Source organism: Neisseria sp. S1, from assembly GCF_048060015.1.
In the GTDB taxonomy this organism is placed as follows: domain Bacteria; phylum Pseudomonadota; class Gammaproteobacteria; order Burkholderiales; family Neisseriaceae; genus Neisseria; species Neisseria arctica.
The window spans coordinates 61,186-81,515 of record NZ_JBLUPI010000006.1; the positions used below are offsets into that span (position 1 = coordinate 61,186).

18 protein-coding genes are annotated in these 20,330 nt (G+C 47.9%); 9 read left to right on the top strand and 9 right to left on the bottom strand.

Annotation, left to right across the window (positions count from 1 at the left end):
- Positions 1-38: 38 nt before the first annotated feature.
- The 5 genes from ACEPPX_RS05905 to ACEPPX_RS05925 form a co-directional block, all read right to left on the bottom strand.
- A complete protein-coding gene (locus tag ACEPPX_RS05905) occupies positions 39-947 on the bottom strand; it encodes a Dyp-type peroxidase (RefSeq protein WP_416623310.1) in 909 nt (302 codons plus the stop codon).
- Positions 948-1,037: 90 nt separating this feature from the next.
- Positions 1,038-1,568: a response regulator transcription factor gene (locus ACEPPX_RS05910; RefSeq protein ID WP_416623311.1), complete on the bottom strand. Its 531-nt coding sequence runs from the start codon at positions 1,566-1,568 to the stop codon at positions 1,038-1,040.
- Position 1,569: 1 nt separating this feature from the next.
- Positions 1,570-2,838, bottom strand: a complete 1,269-nt coding sequence (locus tag ACEPPX_RS05915; protein WP_416623312.1) for an ATP-binding protein — start codon at positions 2,836-2,838, stop codon at positions 1,570-1,572.
- 386 nt (positions 2,839-3,224) lie between these two features.
- Positions 3,225-3,716, bottom strand: a complete 492-nt coding sequence (locus ACEPPX_RS05920; protein WP_047761507.1) for a DUF4442 domain-containing protein — start codon at positions 3,714-3,716, stop codon at positions 3,225-3,227.
- Between the two features lie 201 nt (positions 3,717-3,917).
- Positions 3,918-4,775 (bottom strand): YgfZ/GcvT domain-containing protein, encoded by an 858-nt coding sequence (locus ACEPPX_RS05925; RefSeq protein WP_416623313.1) that lies wholly within the window; start codon positions 4,773-4,775, stop codon positions 3,918-3,920.
- A 140-nt stretch (positions 4,776-4,915) separates the two neighbouring features.
- Between ACEPPX_RS05925 and bioA the strand changes: the two genes are divergently transcribed.
- Both bioA and ACEPPX_RS05935 read left to right on the top strand, forming a co-directional pair.
- The gene (gene bioA / locus ACEPPX_RS05930; protein WP_416623314.1) at positions 4,916-6,217 is read left to right on the top strand and encodes an adenosylmethionine--8-amino-7-oxononanoate transaminase; all 1,302 of its coding nucleotides are present in this window, start codon (positions 4,916-4,918) and stop codon (positions 6,215-6,217) included.
- 70 nt (positions 6,218-6,287) lie between these two features.
- Entirely contained in the window at positions 6,288-6,827 is a 540-nt protein-coding gene (locus ACEPPX_RS05935; RefSeq protein WP_416623315.1) for an NUDIX hydrolase, read from the top strand.
- 145 nt (positions 6,828-6,972) lie between these two features.
- Here the strand turns inward: ACEPPX_RS05935 and ACEPPX_RS05940 are convergent, their stop codons facing one another.
- Both ACEPPX_RS05940 and uraH read right to left on the bottom strand, forming a co-directional pair.
- Positions 6,973-8,190 carry a urate hydroxylase PuuD gene (locus ACEPPX_RS05940; protein ID WP_416623316.1) on the bottom strand — a complete coding sequence of 406 codons (1,218 nt, stop codon included), beginning with the start codon at positions 8,188-8,190 and terminating at the stop codon, positions 6,973-6,975.
- Positions 8,191-8,364: 174 nt separating this feature from the next.
- Positions 8,365-8,718, bottom strand: a complete 354-nt coding sequence (gene uraH, locus ACEPPX_RS05945; RefSeq protein ID WP_416623317.1) for a hydroxyisourate hydrolase — start codon at positions 8,716-8,718, stop codon at positions 8,365-8,367.
- 207 nt (positions 8,719-8,925) lie between these two features.
- On the opposite strand from uraH, the gene puuE reads away from it, so the two are divergent.
- The 6 genes from puuE (at position 8,926) to trhA (ending at position 14,830) form a co-directional block, all read left to right on the top strand.
- Positions 8,926-9,867 carry an allantoinase PuuE gene (gene puuE / locus ACEPPX_RS05950; RefSeq protein ID WP_416623318.1) on the top strand — a complete coding sequence of 314 codons (942 nt, stop codon included), beginning with the start codon at positions 8,926-8,928 and terminating at the stop codon, positions 9,865-9,867.
- Positions 9,868-9,958: 91 nt separating this feature from the next.
- On the top strand, positions 9,959-10,477 hold the full coding sequence (gene uraD / locus ACEPPX_RS05955; protein WP_416623319.1) for a 2-oxo-4-hydroxy-4-carboxy-5-ureidoimidazoline decarboxylase: 519 nt from the start codon (positions 9,959-9,961) through the stop codon (positions 10,475-10,477).
- A gap of 86 nt (positions 10,478-10,563) precedes the next feature.
- Positions 10,564-11,604 (top strand): allantoicase, encoded by a 1,041-nt coding sequence (alc, locus tag ACEPPX_RS05960; protein ID WP_416623320.1) that lies wholly within the window; start codon positions 10,564-10,566, stop codon positions 11,602-11,604.
- A gap of 113 nt (positions 11,605-11,717) precedes the next feature.
- Positions 11,718-12,230, top strand: a complete 513-nt coding sequence (locus tag ACEPPX_RS05965; RefSeq protein WP_416623321.1) for an ureidoglycolate lyase — start codon at positions 11,718-11,720, stop codon at positions 12,228-12,230.
- A gap of 252 nt (positions 12,231-12,482) precedes the next feature.
- Positions 12,483-13,970, top strand: coding sequence for a nucleobase:cation symporter-2 family protein (locus ACEPPX_RS05970; protein WP_416623322.1), 1,488 nt, complete (start codon positions 12,483-12,485; stop codon positions 13,968-13,970).
- Between the two features lie 233 nt (positions 13,971-14,203).
- On the top strand, positions 14,204-14,830 hold the full coding sequence (trhA, locus tag ACEPPX_RS05975) for a PAQR family membrane homeostasis protein TrhA (RefSeq protein ID WP_416623323.1): 627 nt from the start codon (positions 14,204-14,206) through the stop codon (positions 14,828-14,830).
- Between the two features lie 202 nt (positions 14,831-15,032).
- Here trhA and efp read toward each other — a convergent pair whose 3' ends face one another.
- Positions 15,033-15,593 carry an elongation factor P gene (gene efp / locus ACEPPX_RS05980; RefSeq protein ID WP_047761523.1) on the bottom strand — a complete coding sequence of 187 codons (561 nt, stop codon included), beginning with the start codon at positions 15,591-15,593 and terminating at the stop codon, positions 15,033-15,035.
- Positions 15,594-15,638: 45 nt separating this feature from the next.
- Positions 15,639-16,799 (bottom strand): elongation factor P maturation arginine rhamnosyltransferase EarP, encoded by a 1,161-nt coding sequence (gene earP / locus ACEPPX_RS05985; RefSeq protein WP_416623405.1) that lies wholly within the window; start codon positions 16,797-16,799, stop codon positions 15,639-15,641.
- 741 nt (positions 16,800-17,540) lie between these two features.
- Here earP and gyrA point away from each other — a divergent pair.
- A complete protein-coding gene (gyrA, locus tag ACEPPX_RS05990; RefSeq protein ID WP_416623324.1) occupies positions 17,541-20,321 on the top strand; it encodes a DNA gyrase subunit A in 2,781 nt (926 codons plus the stop codon).
- Positions 20,322-20,330: the final 9 nt, after the last annotated feature.

The window sequence follows — 20,330 nt, forward strand, 5'->3', positions numbered from 1 at the left end:
TTTTCAGACGGCATGATTTCCTTTTGGAGGCAAATGTTTTACAGATTACGCATGCGTTCTACGCTTGGTGCGTAATAATAAGCACCGGATACAGCGGTAGTAACGTGTTCCAATAGTAGGTCGGTTTTGCCGTCGGTTTCTCCAAACATACTCAGTAATTGAGCTTCGATATTGTATAGCCGGCCGCAATAGGCGATAAACATCAGGCCGTGTTCGCCTGAGGCAGTGCCATAGGGCAGACTGCGGCGTACGATTTTCAAGCCTACTCCGTTTTCTTTCAGATTGGTTCGGGCAATGTGGGCACGCGGGTTGAGTTTTTCTCCTTCGAATTCTTCATTTTCAGCTTTGCTTCGGCCTACGCAGTCTTCTTGTAGGTTGAGGTCGAATGTATTCCATTTTTTTAAGTCGTGGCGGTATTTTTGCAGTAAGACATAACTGCCGCCGCCGCCGGGCTCTTCGGTAGCGATCGTGCCGACCCGGGTGATTTCTTCGTCGCCTTGAGGGTTTTCCGTGCCGTCGATAAAGCCTTCTAAACCGCGTTCTTCAATCCAGCGGAAACCATGTGTTTCATCCGCTACTTTGATACTGTCGCCGAAAATCTCCAAAAGCGACATGGCTAAAGAAAAGTTAACATCGGGGCGCAGAGATTGGATATGGAACATCACATCATGTTGGGTAGCCGGAGCCAAGCCATTACCGAGAGGGCGGAAAGGTTTGATTTCGCTGCCTTCGCCGGAGTGACCGAAGCTTTTCCATAAATCACTGCCAAAGGCAATGGTTAGGCCAAGGGCTGCTTCCGGATATTGGGTTTGCAGTTTTGCCAAAGCATCAAGAGCTTCGGGCGCGGCTTTTTTAAGATGTGCTTCTTGGGTGGGAACGACGTCGGCTTCAATAAAAATACCGGCTTTGCAGTGATCGGGTAGGATAGCGCTTTGAGGGGTAGACATACTGTTTCCTTATTATATGGGAATGGTTGTTATCGGTGATTATAACGTTTTTAACGGTATTGTTGAGGCCGTCTGAAAAATAGTGGTGCTTTAACGCTTTGCCGGATATTTGGCCAGTATCCGTTGCAGTGTGCGGCGGTGCATATTTAAGGCACGGGCAGTGGCTGAAATATTGCCGTCGTGCTGTTGCAGTACGAATTGGATATGCTCCCATTTTAACCTTTGCAGTGAGGGCATGGTGTCGGGTGGTGCGGTTTCCGTATGGGCATTGGTTTCACTTTGGTTATTAAAAGCTTGGAGAATGGTTTCGACGCCGGCAGGTTTGGGCAGGTATTGCCATGCGCCGAGTTTGACTGCCGAAACGGCGGTACTGATGCTGGCATAGCCAGTCAGTACGACGATTTTGGCATGGGGAAAGCGGTGGCGCAAAGCAGGTAATAGCTGCAACCCGCTGTTGTTGCCGAGATTCAAATCCAAAATAATGCCTTGAGGTTGCTCTGAATAGGCCGATAGAGAAACTTCGTTGGCAACATAATCAAGTATCAGCCCTTGGCTTTTAAAGCGGCGTTGGAGCAGTGAAGAGAATGTTTCATCGTCATCGATTAAAAGGAAATGTTGCATTTCAGACGGCCTTGTCGGAAGAGGTATATAAGTAAAGCGGGATGCGGATTTCAGCATAAACGCCCCCGGCCGGGTGGTTTTGCAGGCTGAGGCTGCCGCCCATGCGTGAAAAGGTTGCATGTGAAAGTAATACGCCCACACCTAATCCGGCAGGTTTGGTTGAGGTTTGGGCATCTAATCCGGCCGCCTGTAATTGGCCTGGGTTCAAACAGCCGTTGCGGTTGCGTATACCGATATGCCATTCGTTACCTTGGCGGTACGTATCAAGAGTGATTTCTCCTTCGCCGGCATCGGCAGCATTATTTAAGAGGTTGAGCAGTGCCGACCAGAATAAAGGATCCAGTTGTACGCAGATATCTTCTTCGGCAGGTTTTTGCCAACGATAAACGGCATCGGGGCGAAGGTTATGCCATTGTTGCAAATGTGTTTGTAGGGTTTGGTAAAGCATTTGGGGGACTGCCGCAGTATGGCCGGGCTGTTTGGGTTTGAGTTGCCAAAGCGTATCGCGGCTTTGGTGTAATAGTTTTTCCATCAGAGTAAGGTCTTCTTGTAACTCATGCGGCCAATCTTGCCGCTGCCGCCATTCTTCATGTAGTAGAAACAGACTGTTTAACGGTGTGGAAAGCCGATGGGCCAGATGGGCCGCCTCCATTCCCATGCTGAGGATTTGTTCGTTTTGCTGCTGGCAGGCATGTGCTTGGGCCAGAGCAGTGCTTTGCCGGTTGAGAACATGAACCAAGCGGGTAATGCCAGCGGTAATCAGAATGGCGGATAAAACAAAGGTTAACCACATACCGCCGATATGGATTTGAAACAGCTGTTCTGCAGAGCTTTCTAATGGAAACGGCTGGTGAAAGCGGAGCAAAAGCAGATAGGCTGCCGCAGAAAAGGCTGTGAGTGACCAAGTAAAGTGGGGCGGGCACAAAAGCGCTCCCAGGAGAAGAGGCGGCAGATAAAGGGAAACTAAAGGGTTGGCTACGCCGCCGCTGAAATAGAGTATCTCGCTTAAAACCAACATGTCGGCACATAACCCCCACTCCAGCAGCCTTTTGATTTGCCCGATACGGTAATAATAGGTCAATACGCCGTTTGCAACAGTGAGTGTCAGTATAGCGGCGTAAAGAGGGATAAAAGGCCAATTTTGCCCGGCTGCTTGGACCCAAAAGAGTATCAGCAGGCATAAGGCGGCCATGCCTATTCTTAACCATAAGGTCAAGCGAACGGCGGTAGGGTAGGCTTGTCGGGTAAAAGGTTGGGATGAGCTGTTCATCAGTTTCTTTTGCAAGTATTTCAGGCGGCGTATTTTACAGGGCGTGATGCGATGTTCTTGCCTAACTTTGCAATGTAGCCTAAAGCGGAGGAACAAACAATCTCCGTGCCGCCTGAAAAGTAGGGGACTGCGACAATTTGCCGCATTGCCAGACGAATATGGCTTAGTAAAAAGATCAGCTTCTGAAAACCTAAAGCTAGTAGGCCGTGCTTTCCCTTTCGGCACATCAAAACGGTGCGGTTATTCTACCAATGATAGGGTTTTAGGTTTTCAGATTCCAAGCAATATAACCGTACCTTCATAAAGCGGAATTATCTTGAAAACCCTCTTTTTCAAAAATAAAAAAGCCGCGTGGTTTTCGCGCGGCTTTTTGCAGTCAATAGAAATCAAGAGGCTGAATGTTCAGACGGCCTGAATGCGGGTTTGAGACGGATATACAGTGTACGTTTGACTTTAGCGATGATATCGCCTTTTTCATCGGTCAATATCATTTCGATTTCCGGCAGATACTTTTCACCGTTTGCGGTGTGGGTACGGATATCGTGCAGCAAATCATCACCAATCATACATTCGAGAAATATTTTGCTGCGCCCGGGTTTGATAAAGTCGATGTGGGCGGATTTATCCCAAATAAAATAACGTTCGCCTAAAAGCCCCATCAGCATCAGTGAATAAACAGGATCGGTCATTGAAAACAGGCTGCCACCGAATTGGCTGCCGTTGGCATTGCGCGTGCCGGGCCAGTTTTTCAATTCGGCGCGGCAGCGGCGGTAATCGGGGCTGATTTCGGTGATGCGTATGCCGCTAAAGAGAAAGGGCGGCCACAAGTTTAGAATGTGGCGTACACGGTTTGAATTTTTAAGTATCCAGTTTCTCATGGTATTTCTTTAATTAATTAGAGATTTTTACCCGTTGCCGCAAGTAAGGCCGCCGGGTTTGACAGGCAGAATATTTCAGACGGCCTTTTTCGTAAAATAGTATTTTGAATACAAGGGCGGCGCAAAGTTTAAAACATTGCGCCGCCTGATTTAAACATATTTCCGCTGTTTTGCGGATTTTGCCTTCGAGTGTAGGCTCGATTAATCGGTTTCCGTTTGGAAGAAAAGCGTTTGCCGGTGTAGCGGATTGCCGTCGGCATCGCTTAAGGCTGCTTGGGCGGCACCGTGTTTGATTACGGCAAGATTAATACTGCCTTCCGCCGTTAGCGCGCTATTGAGTATTATGCCGGCCTCTTCATCTGATTGGCGTACGGTAATACCCGCGGCTTCAGGAGTGGTTGAGGATAAAACCGCCAAACCGCGTTTCACTTGGCCGCGGTATTGGGCGCGCGCAATGATTTCTTGGCCGGGATAACAGCCTTTTTTGAAATGCACTCCGCCGATGGTGTGTTGGTTGAGCATTTGGGCAACGGCGGCTTCGCTGGTAGCCGCGCTAATCCACGGATAGCCGCTGCGGATTTCATGCGTATTCCAAGCGTTCTCGGCGGCGGCATCATATTCAGGAAGGGCGGATACGTTGCCGATACTGATGCGCCCTTGATGCGGTAGGGTAATATGCCAGATACCGTTTTCTTCTTCGGCAGAGAATGCCAAAGAGGGAGTTTGTGCGGGTAACGGGGCTGCGTTATCGTTGAGTTGCGCGGCTACTGCTTCATCCGGCAGTGCTTCGAATACTGCTTTGGCACGCAAAACGAACATTCTCAGCCGTTTGGTAACGGCTTCGGTTAGGTCGGCAGCCATGACCAGCAGAAAATCATTGCCGCGGTTTAATACCAGCATATTGGCGATTACGCGACCTTTGGGAGTATTGTAAGTAGCGTAACAGGCTTGGCCGGCAGCAAGGTTTTGGATATCGTTGGAAAGCTGGCCGTGTAAAAAAGCGGCGGCATCTTCGCCGTGAACGCGGACAACTCCGAAAAATGGCAATCGGGTTTGCATGGATATTCCTGACGGTGTGTTGTTGTTGCGGTCATTTTAACGCCGATTGGCAAGACGGCGCAAAGGCCGTCTGAAAGCACGAGAGAAAGGTTGCGGGCTTTTCCGTTATAATGAAGCTTTTCAGACGGCCCAAATCTGTTATGTTCAGTCCGCAAGATCTCGAATTCGACCGCCGCCATATTTGGCATCCTTATACTTCTATGATTAATCCTCTGCCCGTATATCCCGTTGTGCGTAGCGAGGGTGTGTATCTCGAGCTTGCCGATGGCCGACGGTTGGTGGACGGTATGTCTTCGTGGTGGTGCGCACAGCACGGTTACAATCATCCCGAATTGGTTTCGGCGGCAAAGCGGCAGCTAGATACTATGCCCCATGTGATGTTCGGCGGTATCACCCACGAACCGGCCATACGCTTGTGCAACAGTTTGCGGGGCTTTCTGCCACAATCTTTGGAATGTATTTTTTTGGCCGACTCCGGTTCTGTTGCGGTAGAAGTATCGTTAAAAATGGCACTGCAATATTGGCATGCCAAAGGCGACCCGCGCACTAAGTTTTTAACTGTGGAGCGCGGCTATCACGGCGATACCTTTGGCGCGATGAGTGTGTGTGATCCAAAAAACTCTATGCACAGCCTGTATAGTCGTTTTCTGCCCGAGCATATTTTTGTGGCTGCTCCGAAAAGCCGTTTTGACGGTGAATGGTTGGCAGATGATATAGAGGCGTTTCAGACGGCCTTGGAAACCCACCGGCATGAGATTGCCGCCGTGATTTTGGAACCGGTGGTACAGGGAGCCGGTGGCATGAGGATTTATCATCCCGAATATCTGCGGCAAGTACGTACCTTATGCGACCAATACGGAATATTGCTGATTTTGGATGAAATCGCTACCGGTTTCGGGCGCACGGGCAAAATGTTTGCCTGTGAACATGCGGATATTTCACCGGATATCATCTGTATCGGTAAAGCGCTTACGGGCGGCATGATGACTTTATCGGCTACGGCCGTTACCCGAAAAGTTGCAGAAACCGTTTGCAGCGGCGAAGCGGGCGTATTTATGCACGGACCGACCTTTATGGGCAACCCATTGGCTTGCGCCGTAGCCGAAGCCAATATGCGGATTTTGGCACGCAACGAATGGCAAGCGCAGGTGTCTGCTATAGAAGCGCATTTCAGAGATACTCTGATGCCTTTGCGCAATTTGGAAAACGTAGCCGATGTACGTGTTGTCGGCGCAATCGGCGTGGTCGAAACGCGCCGCCCTGTGGATATGGCGGCGATGCAGGCGTTTTTTGTGAAACAAGGCGTATGGATACGGCCTTTCGGCAGATTGGTTTACCTGATGCCGCCTTATATTGTCGATGCCGAACAATTGCGGCAGCTGACGGATGCGGTTGCCGTTGCCGTTGCCGTTGCGGATACTACATTGTTTGCGGTTTCATAAATATAGGCCGCTGATTTTTTTCAGACGGCCTTTACAGGCGTAAGGCTTTCAAATTAATAAGGATACAATCATGGACTTAACAGAAACCTGCTTGGATTCAGAATCTATTGTCGAAACTTCATTTCTCAAAATTAGCCGCGACAGCATTCGTTTACCCAACGGCAAGCAAAGCGAGCGTGTGGTTGTGCGCCATCCCGGGGCTGCTTGTGTATTGGCGGTAACGGCGGAAGATAAAGCGGTATTGGTGCGCCAATGGCGTTATGCCGTTGGCAAACCTTTGTTGGAACTGCCTGCAGGCAAATTGGATATTGCGGGTGAAGATCCTGCGGAATGCGCTTTGCGCGAATTGGCGGAAGAAACGCCTTATACTGCCGAGCGAGTGAAATTGCTGCATACGTTTTATACCGCGCCGGGGTTTTGCGATGAAAAAATGTATCTGTATCTGGCAGAGGGTGTGCGTGAGGGCAGCGAATTGGAAACGGATGAAGATGAGTTTACCGAAACCGTATTGATGAGCCGCGAGGAAGTGCGCGCTGCATTATTAAATGATGAGATTGCCGATGCTAAAACGCTGATTGGCTTGCAATACTGGCTTCTGAACGGCCAATGATTGAAAGCTTACTCGGAAATTAAAATATGCCGTCTGAAATTTTTTCAGACGGCATATTTGCCGGATGGGCAGGTAACGTAAACTTTAAAAGCTTTGATATCTTAATAAAAAACCGCAAGAGGCGATCCTGCGGTTTTTTTGATTGCTAAGGTTGCCAGCGGGCGATCAAGGCGCGTTCCTCTTCGGTCATCTGGGTCAGATTACCGATAGGCATGGTATGGTTACCAACACGCAATTTGATTTTGTCTGCGGCCGCCCGGATTTCCTCGGCGGTTTCCAGTTTCAAGCCTAAGGGCGGAGCGGCAAAGCCGTATTTTGTATTGGGCTTAGCCGCATGGCATGCGGTACAGCGTTGATGCGAGATCATCATAATCTGATCAATGGAAACTTCAGCCTGGGGAGTACCGTTATCCGAAACGGGAGCAGGCGGTGCGGATTTCGGTGCGGCCAACAGCGCTGCAAAGAGCAGGCAGACAATACCGAATGCCCAATAGCCGTATTGTTTTTTGCCTTGGTGCATCACTACAAAGAATTGGCGGATAGAAGCACCTGCAAAAATAAACAATACTGCAATCAACCACGACCAATCGGCGCCGTATGTGGCGGCATAGTGGTTGGAGAGCATTAGGAAAACTACGGGCAGGGTGAAGTACGTGTTATGTACCGAACGCTGTTTGCCGCGTTTGCCGTCGAGCGGGTTGGGGGCCTCACCGGCATTCATAGCGGCAACCATACGGCGTTGGCCGGGAATAATCCAGAAAAATACGTTGGCGCTCATACAGGTAGCCATCACCGCGCCGATAATCAGGAAAGCGGCTTTGCCTGCAAAAATATGCGTGGCCAAATAGGAAACCACTACCATCATCACTGCCACGGCTACACTCAACCAGCCGTCGCGCGTCATATTCGGGCTGATGAGTTTGCACAGTTTGTTGTAAACCATCCAACCGCCAAATAAGAACAGCAGTGCCATAAAGGTAGCTTCGCCGCCTGTCATTTTGGCTGCCCACTGCCAATCGGCGGAAGGATCAACCAAATTCATCGAGGGATTGCTCAGATAAAGGACGCAGAACAGCCCGAAACCGGTTAGCCAGGTTGTGTAGGACTTCCAAAACGACCAATGCAGATCATCGGGCAGTTTTTCAGGGCTGGTTTGGTATTTTTGGTTGTGATAAAAGCCGCCGCCGTGCACCGCCCACATTTCTCCGGCTACGCCTTTGTTACGGTCTGCTTCGGATTCGGGTTTTTTCAGGCTGTTGTCGAGCATCACGAAGTAAATCGATTCCCCAACCCAAGCAATGGCTGCAATTACGTGCAGCCAGCGAAAGAGCAGATTGGTGAAGTCAAGCAGGTATGCGCTCATGATTCGGCGTCCCTCTCTATATAGATAATGATCTCTCTAAATCGAACGGTTCTACGTTTGGCAGCAGGCAGAATCCCTGAAGGGAGCCGCCGTATTACCCAACATAAACGTGAAATAAATGAAAAGTATTTTCAGGCGGCCTGAATATTGCTTGAGGCCGTCTGAAAAAATGTATCAGCTGCCGCGGTAGGTGGAATAAGTCCAAGGTGTCATAACTAATGGAACATGATAGTTTTCATCGGCAGAGGCGATACCGAAGCGGATGGGGATTTCGTCTAAAAAACGGTTTTCGATATTTTGTACGCCGAGGCGGGCAAAGTAATCGCCTGCGGCAAAAACAAGCTCGTAGCGGCCGGGCAGCAATTCTTCGCCCTGCAAGAGTGGTTCGTCGCAACGGCCGTCGTGGTTGGTTTGTGCGGTTTTGATTAATTCGCTGCCTGCCGCCGAGATGCGGTAAAGGCGGATCTCCACGCCTTGGGCGGGTTTGCCGTGCATGGTATCGAGAACGTGCGTGGAAAGTTTACCCATATTATCACCTTTGTATTTGCTCTTTGGTGCACTTTATCCGAAATCGGCCGTTTCAGGTAAATTTATACGGACAGTACATCAATATTTTTTAAAAAATGTTAGGATATTGACAATTCTGCCTGTTGTTTTGCATAATTGTCAACAATTTATTATCGGTTTTCTGCCGGCTTTGCGCATAATAGTGTTTGGGGCAGGCTGTCTAATGAAATGGCGAAAGGTTGTGCGATGTTTGAAAATTACCCACGTGATTTAATCGGTTATGGCCGTAACGTGCCGTATGCGCAATGGCCGGGAGAGGCGAAAATCGCCCTTCAGTTTGTTTTGAACTACGAAGAGGGCGGTGAAAACTGTGTGTTGCACGGCGATCCCGCTTCAGAGCAGTTTTTATCGGAAATCATCGGCGCAGCAGCGTATCCCGCCCGTCATATGAGTATGGAATCGGTTTATGAATACGGTTCGCGTGCCGGAGTATGGCGTATTCTTAATGAATTTGAGAAACGTGGTTTTCCGCTGACGATCTTTGGTGTCGGAATGGCCTTGGAACGCCATCCCGAAGTCACTCAAGCATTTATAGACGGCGGCCATGAGTTGGCATGCCACGGCTATCGTTGGATTCACTATCAAAATAAATCCGAAGAAGAGGAGCGCGAGCATATGCAGAAATGCGTAGCGCTGTTTACTCGTTTGCTCGGACGTCATCCGGAAGGTTGGTATACCGGCCGCGACAGTCCGAATACCGCGCGCTTGGTGGCTGATGACGGGCAGTTCCTCTATCACTCGGATTATTACGGCGACGACTTGCCGTTTTGGCAGCTGGTTGAAAAAAGCGACGGAACGAAACACCCCCAGTTGGTCGTCCCCTATACGTTGGATAGCAATGATATGCGCTTTGCCAACGGGCATGGTTTTGTTAACGGCGATGATTTCTTCCATTATCTGAAAGATGCTTTTGATGTTTTATATGCCGAAGGCGAAACACGCCCGAAGATGCTGAGTATCGGCTTACATTGCCGCCTCATCGGCCGTCCGGGGCGGTTTATGGGATTGGTTAAATTTTTGGATTATATCCAGCAACATGATCGCGTATGGGTTGCTACCCGTGCCGATATCGCCCGGCATTGGGCGGAAAAGCATCCTTACCAAGGTTGAGGTTGCAGCTAATCCGGTAGCTTAAGTCAGTTAAAGGTACGAGCCTTTCAGACGGCCTTCTAATGATTCATTCAAGTAAGGAAAACCGATAATGAACGCTAAAATCCGTTTATCCGAATTAAACAGTATGCCTGCCGCCGATTTTGTTGCGGCTTTGGGCGGAATCTTTGAGCATTCCCCTTGGGTGGCCGAACAGGCTGCGGCGAGCCGTCCATTTCTAGATATCGAAGCTTTGCACAGTACAATGGTGCAGAAAATAGAAGCAGCGGGAGAAGAGGCTCAATTAAAGTTGATACGCGCTCATCCCGAGTTGGGAGGAAAACTTGCGGTACGCGGTGAATTAACTGCCGAATCAACGCAAGAGCAGGCCGGAGCAGGTCTGAACCAATGCTCGCCCGAAGAGTTTGAGGAGCTTACCGGATTGAATGCCCGTTATGGCGAAAAATTCGGCTTTCCGTTTATTTTGGCTGTGCGCGGCCATAACCGCCAAAGTATTATTGGCGAATTCCGCCGCAGAATTGAACTGAATGTACAGGAAGAGCAGCAGGAAAGCCTGCGCCAGATTTACCGTATCGGTTTGTTCCGCTTGCAGGATTTGATCGAAGAATAAGGCTGCCATATTAATTTGGTGCGGCTTTTTTATCACTGAAAATATAAAAGGCAAGGTTTTGTCTTCAATAGAGAAAGAGAGTTTTTATGTCGCAAACGTATTTGCCCGATGGTTACGTAGTTCAGGCCAAGGCGGTGGAGCTGCCTGATTTTGCTACCCGTTTCGTTAATTTGGCTTCGGCTGATTTCGGTGCCGAAGTTTTGAGCTGTTCGGACGAGTGGTTCGCCGCAGCCAACCGTATGTTGCAAACCGCGCCGCCGGTATTCGTAGTGGGTAAGTTTGACGATCACGGCAAGTGGATGGACGGTTGGGAAACTCGCCGTAAACGTTATGAAGGTTATGATCATGCGATCGTAAAACTCGGTTTGCCCGGTGTGATCAAAGGTGTGGATATCGATACCAGCCACTTTACGGGTAACTTCCCGCCTGCTGCTTCACTGGATGCTTGCCGCTGTACGGGCGTTCCCGATGAGTCAACCGAGTGGGTAACTTTGGTGGAAGCCGTTTCTTTGCAAGGTGATTCCCACCGCTTTGTAGAAGTGGATGATGAGCGCGAATGGACGCATATGCGCCTTAATACTTATCCGGATGGCGGTGTAGCCCGTTTGCGTGTATACGGCTTGCCGAAAGTAGACTGGGATGCGCTGCCTAAAGATGAAGTTTATGAAACTTCGGCAGTGGCAAACGGCGGCCGTATTGTTGCCGTGTCCAATGCTCATTACGGTGTACCGTTCCGCCTGAACATGCCCGGGCGCGGTATTAATATGGGCGACGGTTGGGAAACAGCCCGCCGCCGTGTGCCGGGTAACGAATGGTGTATTATCGAATTAGGCACCAAAACCTTGATTGAAAAAATCGAAGTAGATACCGCACATTTCAAGGGCAACTATCCGGATACCATCAGTATTCAAGCGGCAGATGTGACTTTTGGCACTGATGAATCTCTAGTAACCCAATCTATGTTTTGGCAGACTTTGTTGCCACAAATCAAAACCGAAATGGACAAGCAGCATTTCTATACCCAAGCGGATTTCAATGATTTGGGTGCTGTTACCCATATCAAATTGAATATCCACCCCGATGGTGGCGTTAGCCGCTTGCGTGTGTGGGGCAAACCTGTCCGCTAAATTTCCGTTAAATCATTGTCGCAGCCGCACAGGGATTTCCAAAATGCGGCTGTGGCATTTTGATATATTTTCAGACGGCTGGGATATTCTGCCAACTGTTTAAAAGGAAGCCTGTGAAAACCTTATCTGTTGAACCCTTAACTAAAGAAGCTTTTGCACCTTTCGGCGATGTGATTGAAATCGAGGGCAGTAGCTGGTTTCATATCAACAACGGGACTACCGAGCGTTACCACCGTTTGGGGGATGTTCAGATTGAAGGCAGCGATGGCAAACCGGTAATCAGTTTGGCGCGCGGAGATGCGTTTGATACGCCGATTGAAATCTGTATGCTGGAGCGCCATCCTCTGGGCTCGCAGGCATGGATTCCGTTTAACCGAACCCCTTTTGTGGTAGTGGTTGCGCCAAACGGTATTGATGACCGCCCGGATACTAGCCGGATGCGTGCGTTTTATGCAGAAGGTAATCAGGGTGTAAATTACCATCTGGGTACTTGGCACCATCCGCTAATGAGCTTTCGTACCCGTGGTGAATTTATTGTAGTTGACCGGGCTGGCAGTGTACCAAACTGTGACGAAGTGTTTTTTGAGGAACGCTGGTTGGTAGCAGGCTTACCGGATAAAAATTGATTTTTATGGTTTCGTTATTTAAAAGGCCGTCTGAAAATTCAGACGGCCTTTTTGGCGGTAGCCCTTATTTAATTGTTAACAGTATGCGTTGGTTTGTTGGCAATCAGAGATGCTTCTACCCAATAATAATTAAGTAAAACAAATATTTTTTGTGTTTTTAGTTGGTTTGTTTGCAAAATATTTTTATTTTTCTACAAATTCTGTTATAAATTTAACAACAAATAACATAATAATTGGAGTTTTGGAGTTTCTATGGCTGCGTCAGTTTCAGAATCAAGTAAAGTTCATCCGGTGGATGAACGCCTGCCTAACGGGAAATTATTCGCATTAGGCTTGCAGCATGTGCTGGTGATGTATGCCGGTGCTGTGGCTGTGCCATTAATCGTAGGGCGTGCATTGCAACTTACACCGCACGAAGTGGCGGTGTTGATTTCAGCCGACCTTTTTTGCTGCGGTATTGTTACCCTGATTCAGGCTGCCGGTGCTACCCGGTGGTTCGGTATTAAATTGCCGGTAATGATGGGGGTAACCTTTGCGGCGGTAGGGCCGATGGTCGCTATGGGTAACGCCAATCCGGGGCATATCGGTGCACAGTATATCTTCGGTTCGATTATCGGCGCCGGTATTTTGTCGATGCTGTTGGCGCCCTTAGTGAGCCGTATGTTGAAATTTTTCCCGCCGGTGGTTACGGGTACGATTATTACCGTTATTGGTATCAGCCTGATGCGTGTGGGCATCAACTGGATTTTTGGCAATCCGGTAGGCCCGACTGCACCGCAAATTGTTGATCCGGTTCATGCGGCTTGGTTGGATGCCGCTACCGGCGCCGTCGCCACACCTCTGCCGGAAGGTTTGAAGTTGGCGCCAACTTTGGATAACCCGCGTTATGCCACTTTGCAGGGTATGGGGGTTTCGGCTGCGGTCATGCTGGTGATTTTGTTTATCGTGAAATTTACCCGCGGATTCTTGTCTAATATCTCGGTATTGTTGGGTATCGTTATCGGCTGCTTGATTGCTACTACGTTGGGTTTGATGCACTTCGACAAAGTAGGTGAGGCGCCTTGGTTTGATTTTGTTACTCCTTTCCACTTCGGCATGCCTAAATTCGACCCGATCATGATTCTAACCATGACGCTGGTTATGATTGTGGTTATGATTGAATCTACCGGTATGTTTTTGGCTTTGGGTGAAATGACTGGACGGAAAATCGAGCGAGACGATCTGACTCGCGGTTTGCGTACTGATGGCCTGGGTACATTGATTGGCGGTATTTTCAATGCGTTTCCTTATACCAGCTTTTCACAAAACGTGGGCTTGGTAGCGGTTACCGGAGTACGCAGTCGCTATGTATGTATTGCCGGCGGTATCATTCTGCTGGTTTTGGGGCTGCTGCCGAAGATGAGTGCTTTGGTTGAATCCGTACCTACTGTAGTTTTGGGGGGAGCCGGTATTGTCATGTTTGGTATGGTGGCTGCTACCGGTATACGGATTTTGGCAAATGTAGATTATAAAAATAACCACTACAACAGTTTGATTGTGGCCGTTTCTATCGGCGTAGGCATGATTCCGCTGGTGGCTCCTAAGTATTCTCAGTGGATTCCGCATTCTATCCATCCGTTGATTGAATCAGGTATCGTATTGGCATCAATCTGCGCATTGGTGTTGAACGTATTCTTCAACGGTGCCAACGGTGATGAAAAAGCAGCTATTGCTGCGGCAAAAGAGGCAGATGCAGGTTGATTTCCCCATACATTACGTATGAATATTTTGGCAAACGGGCGAATATGGATATAGCCCGTTTTTTGTTGACCGGCGATAAAATTCACATAGCATTTTCTACCTGAGGAAATTTTGTTCGCTTCAGGTTTTCTTGTAACAGTATATTTTTATCCTGATTTAACCGCTATAAAAGCATGGCCGTCTGAAAAATAGAGTACACTATCAAATAGAAATAATTATTAAATAGGTTGATTATGTATCCAGGTGAGCGTTTTAATGCTTATAGTCATTTGGTGGGCGCCATATTGGCGGTGGCGGGTATGGTGTTGTTATTGGTTAAAGCGGCACAAACTCAAGAGATTTATAAAATTATCAGTTCGGCGGCTTATGGCGCATGCTTGATTGTGCTGTATGTGGGCTCGACTATTTATCACAGTATCAGCCATCCGGGCGCAAAAGGGGTATTGCAGAAGTTCGACCATTGTGCGATTTATTTGTTGATTGCAGGCAGTTATACGCCTTTTACTTTGGTAACGTTGCATGGAGTATGGGGGTGGTCTTTATTCGGTGTCTCCTGGGGATTGGCGTTATTTGGAATCGTTCAGGAATTGACCATTAGTAGAAAAAGTGAAAAGCGCCTGCTTTCGATGATTCTCTATGTGGTAATGGGGTGGTTGGTTGTGGTGGCGATTTATCCGTTGATTAAAACATTACCGGGAGCAGGGTTATTCTGGTTGGTATTGGGTGGATTACTTTATAGTGGTGGGATTTATTGGTTTATAAATGATACTAAAATCCGCCATGGGCACGGTATTTGGCATATGTTTGTGCTAGGCGGCAGCTTGGCACAGTTTATTTGTGTATACTTCTATGTGATCTAGCGCAAAAATGGAGCATGTGCTTTTCGGGAACTTTAGGGGATATCTGCTTCTATTTTGCCTTATGGCAGGTTTAAGCGGGGGTAGTATCCTTTATTTCGCTAAGGTAGCTGACAGCGGCTGTTTTAGTGTTTTTATTGAAATAAACAAAAATAAACATGCCGTCTGAAAAATTTCAGACGGCATGTTTATAACATTAGAATATTTAAGCGCGTTTGCGGAATTCACCGGTACGGGTGTCGATTTCTACTTTGTCGCCGTTTTCAATGTAAGACATTACTTGGATTTCGGTGCCGCCGACCAAACGTGCGGTTTTCATCACTTTACCTGAGGTATCACCTTTAACGGCAGGCTCGGTGTATTCTACTTCGCGAACGATAATGGTGGGCAATTCTACAGAAATCGGGTTACCTTCGTAGAAGGTTACTTCGCATACATCTTCCATGCCGTCTACGATAAATTTCAGATTGTCACCGATGTTTTCGGCTTCGATTTCGTATTGGTTGAATTCTTCATCCATAAATACATACATAGGATCGGCAAAGTAGCTGTAAGTACAGTTTTTGCGCGCCAAAATAACAACGTCGAATTTGTCATCGGCTTTGTAGATGGTTTCGGTGGCGGCACCGGTCAGCAGGTTTTTCAGCTTCATGCTGACTTTGGCAGAGCTGCGGCCGCCTTTGATGTATTCGGTTTTTTGAACCACCATCGGATCGTTGCCGACCATAAATACGTTACCAGAGCGTAATTCTTGTGCGGTTTTCATTATGTGTTTCCAGTCAATTAAAAAATTATGGCAAAAATAAACGCGTTATTTTAGCTTATCTTCTGCAAATTTGGCTAGTTTTTCGAAAGCACTCGGTTGCTTGAATAAGGTCTGCTGCCAGGCAGATGTTGCAACGTGCCATCGTGGCATCTGCCCGATCAGCTCTTGCCATGCTGCAAGGCGTTGGGTGTTGTTTAGCTGGCGCGCGCCGTTGAGTTCGTCTGACAACGCATTGTGGGCATGGATAATGTCGGTCGGATAATAGGCGTAAACACGCTGCCAAAAAGCGCTCAGTTTGTCGAGATGGATATTTTCCTGTTGGGGATAGATATGCCATAAAAAAGGCTTGCCGGAAAATTGTGCTCGTACGAAGCTGTCTTCCCCGCGTACGATCGCACTGTCTACCATGTGCAGTAAATGGTCGAAATCTTTTTGCGGAATAAAGGGGATTTTGACCAATGTTACAGAGGCCATCTGAAATGTATCGCCGTCGTATTGCAGAGCGTTTTGAGGTATGTGTTTGCTTTCTTTAAGGCTTTCAATGATTTGGTTGCCGGCCAGTAATAGGGTGACAGGGCTGGAAAGATATCTGAGCGTATCCAGCCATTTTGCCCACACTTCGCTTTTATAGCCGAACCAAAGCCATTCGGGTGTTTTTTTAACGGGCAAAAGGAGTTGGCGGCGCATATTGCCGGCTACCATGTATTTGGATTCGGCATAATTCTTTTCGCGCAATAGGCCACCGCTTTTTTCACTAAAGCCCATAAACCAGAAGTATTTTTGTCCGCCGTCGGTTTGTAGCGAAGAAAGGCCGTGTAAGCGTTCGTTACTTTCCTCCGCACTCAAATACTCCCAATTCAACCATAACGCATTATGTTTCCGGATAATTTGGCAAACCTCGGGTGGTAAATCACAAGCGAATGTTTCGATGGCTACAGTAGGCGGTGGGGTATTGGTAAGACCTTCGGCATGAATGGCCGGCTGCCATTTCTGGATACGGATATTTTCATATTGGCAAGGTAAAGAAGGCAAAGTAGGGCAGAGTGTGCGCAGGGCTGTTTCATCATCCAACCAAAGATAAACCTGCCAGCCAAGTTCGTGCGTCAGGCCTTGGGCGAGCCGCCAAGCAACGCCGATGTCGCCATAATTGTCGATTACGTTGCAAAACAGCCAGCATACGGGTTGGATGGAAGGTATTAGGGACATTTTAAAAGGGATACGGATAAAAATTGAGAAGGGTGAAGGTTTTACGCTCATCTACATTTTTGTCAAGTGCCGGGCGTGCAATAAAATTGCTTATCCACATTGGCAAATAATCCGGCCCGTTTACTAAGAAAAACTTTAATTTAATTGCTTGACAACTTTTTGAAATATATAACCATATGAAAATTATATAAAATTTGTTTTGGCTTAATTTTTGTGCAATATTGGTGCAATGCCTGATTTCTCGGGAAAAATCCCAAAATCCCACATGCTGTCCACAAAGTTATCCACAGCTTTTGTGTGTAAATCTGAAAAGCCTTGTTCTGCCTTGTTTTATGATTTTGGCATTGCAAAATTTAAAAAGATAGGTTTTCAGGAAAGAATGGTTTTCTACTCAGATGAACAGGCGGAGTATTTATTGGACATATTAAATAAAAGCTAATATTTCGCATGTAGATTACATACAGATTGTTGCTGGAATATTTAGCGTGTTTCAATTGAATGTTGATATCAGCATAAACCATTTAGTGGCTTTGTCTCAGTGTGAAAGCAAATTGAAAAATAGGCCGTCTGAAACTTCTTTTTTATTTGTTATCAGAGTATGGGAAAAATATCGTGTTTATAGTTGTGGCTAAGATAAAAATGCATGGTTGCAAGAGATGTTTCGAGTGGGGCGGCAGCGCAAGAAGTATGGTTTTGTGTTAGAATGGCGGATAGTTTTTTGTAAAGAATGTCAGATAAATCATGACCGACGCAACCGTACGAAACGACCATCATTTTGCCAAAGAAACCATCCCCATCAGTTTAGAAGACGAGATGCGCCGCAGCTATCTGGATTACGCGATGAGCGTAATCGTAGGCCGTGCGCTTCCTGATGTGCGTGACGGCTTGAAGCCGGTACACCGCCGCGTGCTTTTTGCCATGCACGAGCTGAAAAATAACTGGAACAGTGCTTATAAGAAGTCTGCCCGTATTGTGGGCGACGTTATCGGTAAATACCATCCGCATGGCGACATTGCGGTATACAATACCATTGTGCGTATGGCCCAGGATTTTTCATTGCGCTATATGTTGGTAGACGGCCAGGGAAACTTTGGTTCCGTTGACGGCGACGGTGCTGCGGCAATGCGTTATACCGAAATCCGCATGTCTAAGATTGCCCATGAAATGTTGGCGGATATCGAAGAAGAAACAGTAAATTTCGGGCCGAACTATGATGGAAGCGAAAGCGAACCGTTGGTTTTGCCGGCCAAATTTCCTTCTTTGCTGGTAAACGGATCGTCGGGCATTGCAGTCGGAATGGCGACCAATATCCCGCCGCATAATCTGACCGAAACCATTAATGCCTGTGTAGCCTTGCTGCATAATCCTGCGATGAGTATAGAGGAGCTTATCCAGCATATGCCTGCTCCCGATTTCCCGACAGGGGCAACTATTTACGGTTTGGGCGGTGTGAGGGAGGGTTATAAAACCGGCCGCGGTCGTGTCGTAATGCGCGGTAAAACCCATATCGAACAAATTGGTAAAAACGGCGAGCGCGAAGCCATTATCATCGATGAAATTCCTTATCAGGTTAATAAAGCCAAGCTGGTTGAAAAAATCGGTGAATTGGTTCGGGACAAAGTATTGGAAGGTATTTCCGATCTGCGTGACGAATCGGATAAATCCGGTATGCGCGTCGTTATCGAGCTGAAACGCAATGAAAATGCCGAAGTGGTGTTGAACCAGCTTTACAAACTGACCCAGTTGCAAGACAGTTTCGGCATCAATATGGTGGCGCTGGTTGACGGTCAACCGCGTTTGCTGAATTTGAAGCAGATCTTAAGCGAGTTTTTGCGCCACCGTCGTGAAGTGGTAACCCGCCGCACGCTTTTCCGCTTGAAAAAAGCGCGCCATGAAGGCCATATTGCCGAAGGTAAGGCGGTTGCTTTGTCTAATATCGACGAAATGATCGAGTTAATCAAAACTTCTGCTGATGCTTCGCAGGCTAAAGAGCGCTTATTGGCGCGTCCGTGGCGTTCGGCTTTGGTTGAAGATATGCTGAACCGTGCCGATTTAGATCTGAGTATGGCACGTCCGGAGGGATTGCCTGTTGATCTTGGTTTGCGAGGCGAGGGATATTTTTTAAGTGAGATTCAGGCGGATGCAATTTTGCGTATGAGCCTGCGTAACCTCACCGGCTTGGATCAAGACAGCATTATCGGTGATTATAAAAATATTATGGCTCAGATTATTGATTTTCTGGATATCTTAGCCAAGCCTGAGCGTATTACCGCCATCATTCATAATGAGCTGGAGGAGGTAAAAAGCCAGTTTGGTGATGAGCGGCGTAGTGAAATTAACCCGTTTGGCGGTGATATTGCCGATGAAGATTTGATTCCTCCGCGTGATATGGTGGTGACGCTAACGCATGGCGGTTACATTAAAACCCAACCGGTAAGCGATTATCAGGCACAGCGTCGCGGGGGTAGAGGTAAACAAGCTACTGCTACTAAAGACGAAGACTTCATTGAAAGCCTGTTTGTGGCAAATACCCATGACTATCTGATGTGCTTTACTAATTTTGGTAAATGTCATTGGATTAAGGTTTACAAGTTACCGGAAGGCGGGCGCAATAGCCGTGGCCGTCCGATTAATAATGTTATCCAATTGGATGATGGTGAAAAAGTCAGCGCAATCTTAGCGGTGCGCGACTTCCCTGAGACCGAGTACGTTTTCTTCGCAACTGCGCAAGGTATGGTGAAAAAAGTACAATTGAGCGCATTTAAAAATGTACGGGCCCAAGGCATCAAAGCCATTGCTTTGAAGGAAGGTGACAGCTTGGTCGGTGTGGCGCGTACCGGCGGCAGCGATGACATCATGCTGTTCTCAAATCTCGGTAAGGCCATTCGTTTTAACGAGTATTGGGAGGGTGGTTCAGACAGTGAAGAAGCTGAAGACGATATTGAAAGTGATATTGACGGTGAAGCCCAAGATAACGAGGAAGGTATTGAGAGTGCCGCTCCTCGAACCAACAAAGGTGTTCGCCCATCTGGTCGTGGCAGCGGTGGTTTGCGTGGTATGCGTTTGCCGGAAGACGGCCGTATCGTGAGCTTGATTACTTTTGCTCCCGAATGTGAAAAACAGCAAGAATTGCAAGTATTGACTGCTACGGCTAATGGTTACGGCAAGCGTACGCCGATTGCAGATTACAGCCGCAAAGGTAAGGGCGGACAAGGAAATATTGCAATTAATACGGGAGAACGTAACGGCGAATTGGTGGCGGCGACATTGGTGGCTCAAAGTGATGATCTGATGCTGATTACCAGTGGCGGTGTGTTGATCCGTACTAAAGTGGAAGAAATCCGTGAAACCGGCCGTGCCGCAGCAGGTGTGCGCTTGATTAATTTGGATGAGGGCGAAACGTTGGTGAGCTTGGAACGAGTGGCTGAACCGGAAGAAGCTGACGAAGAAGCCGCCAGCGCCGGTGAAGCTCTTGCTGTCGATACGGCGGATACCGTTGGGAATAACAGTGATCAAGAATAAATAATGCTT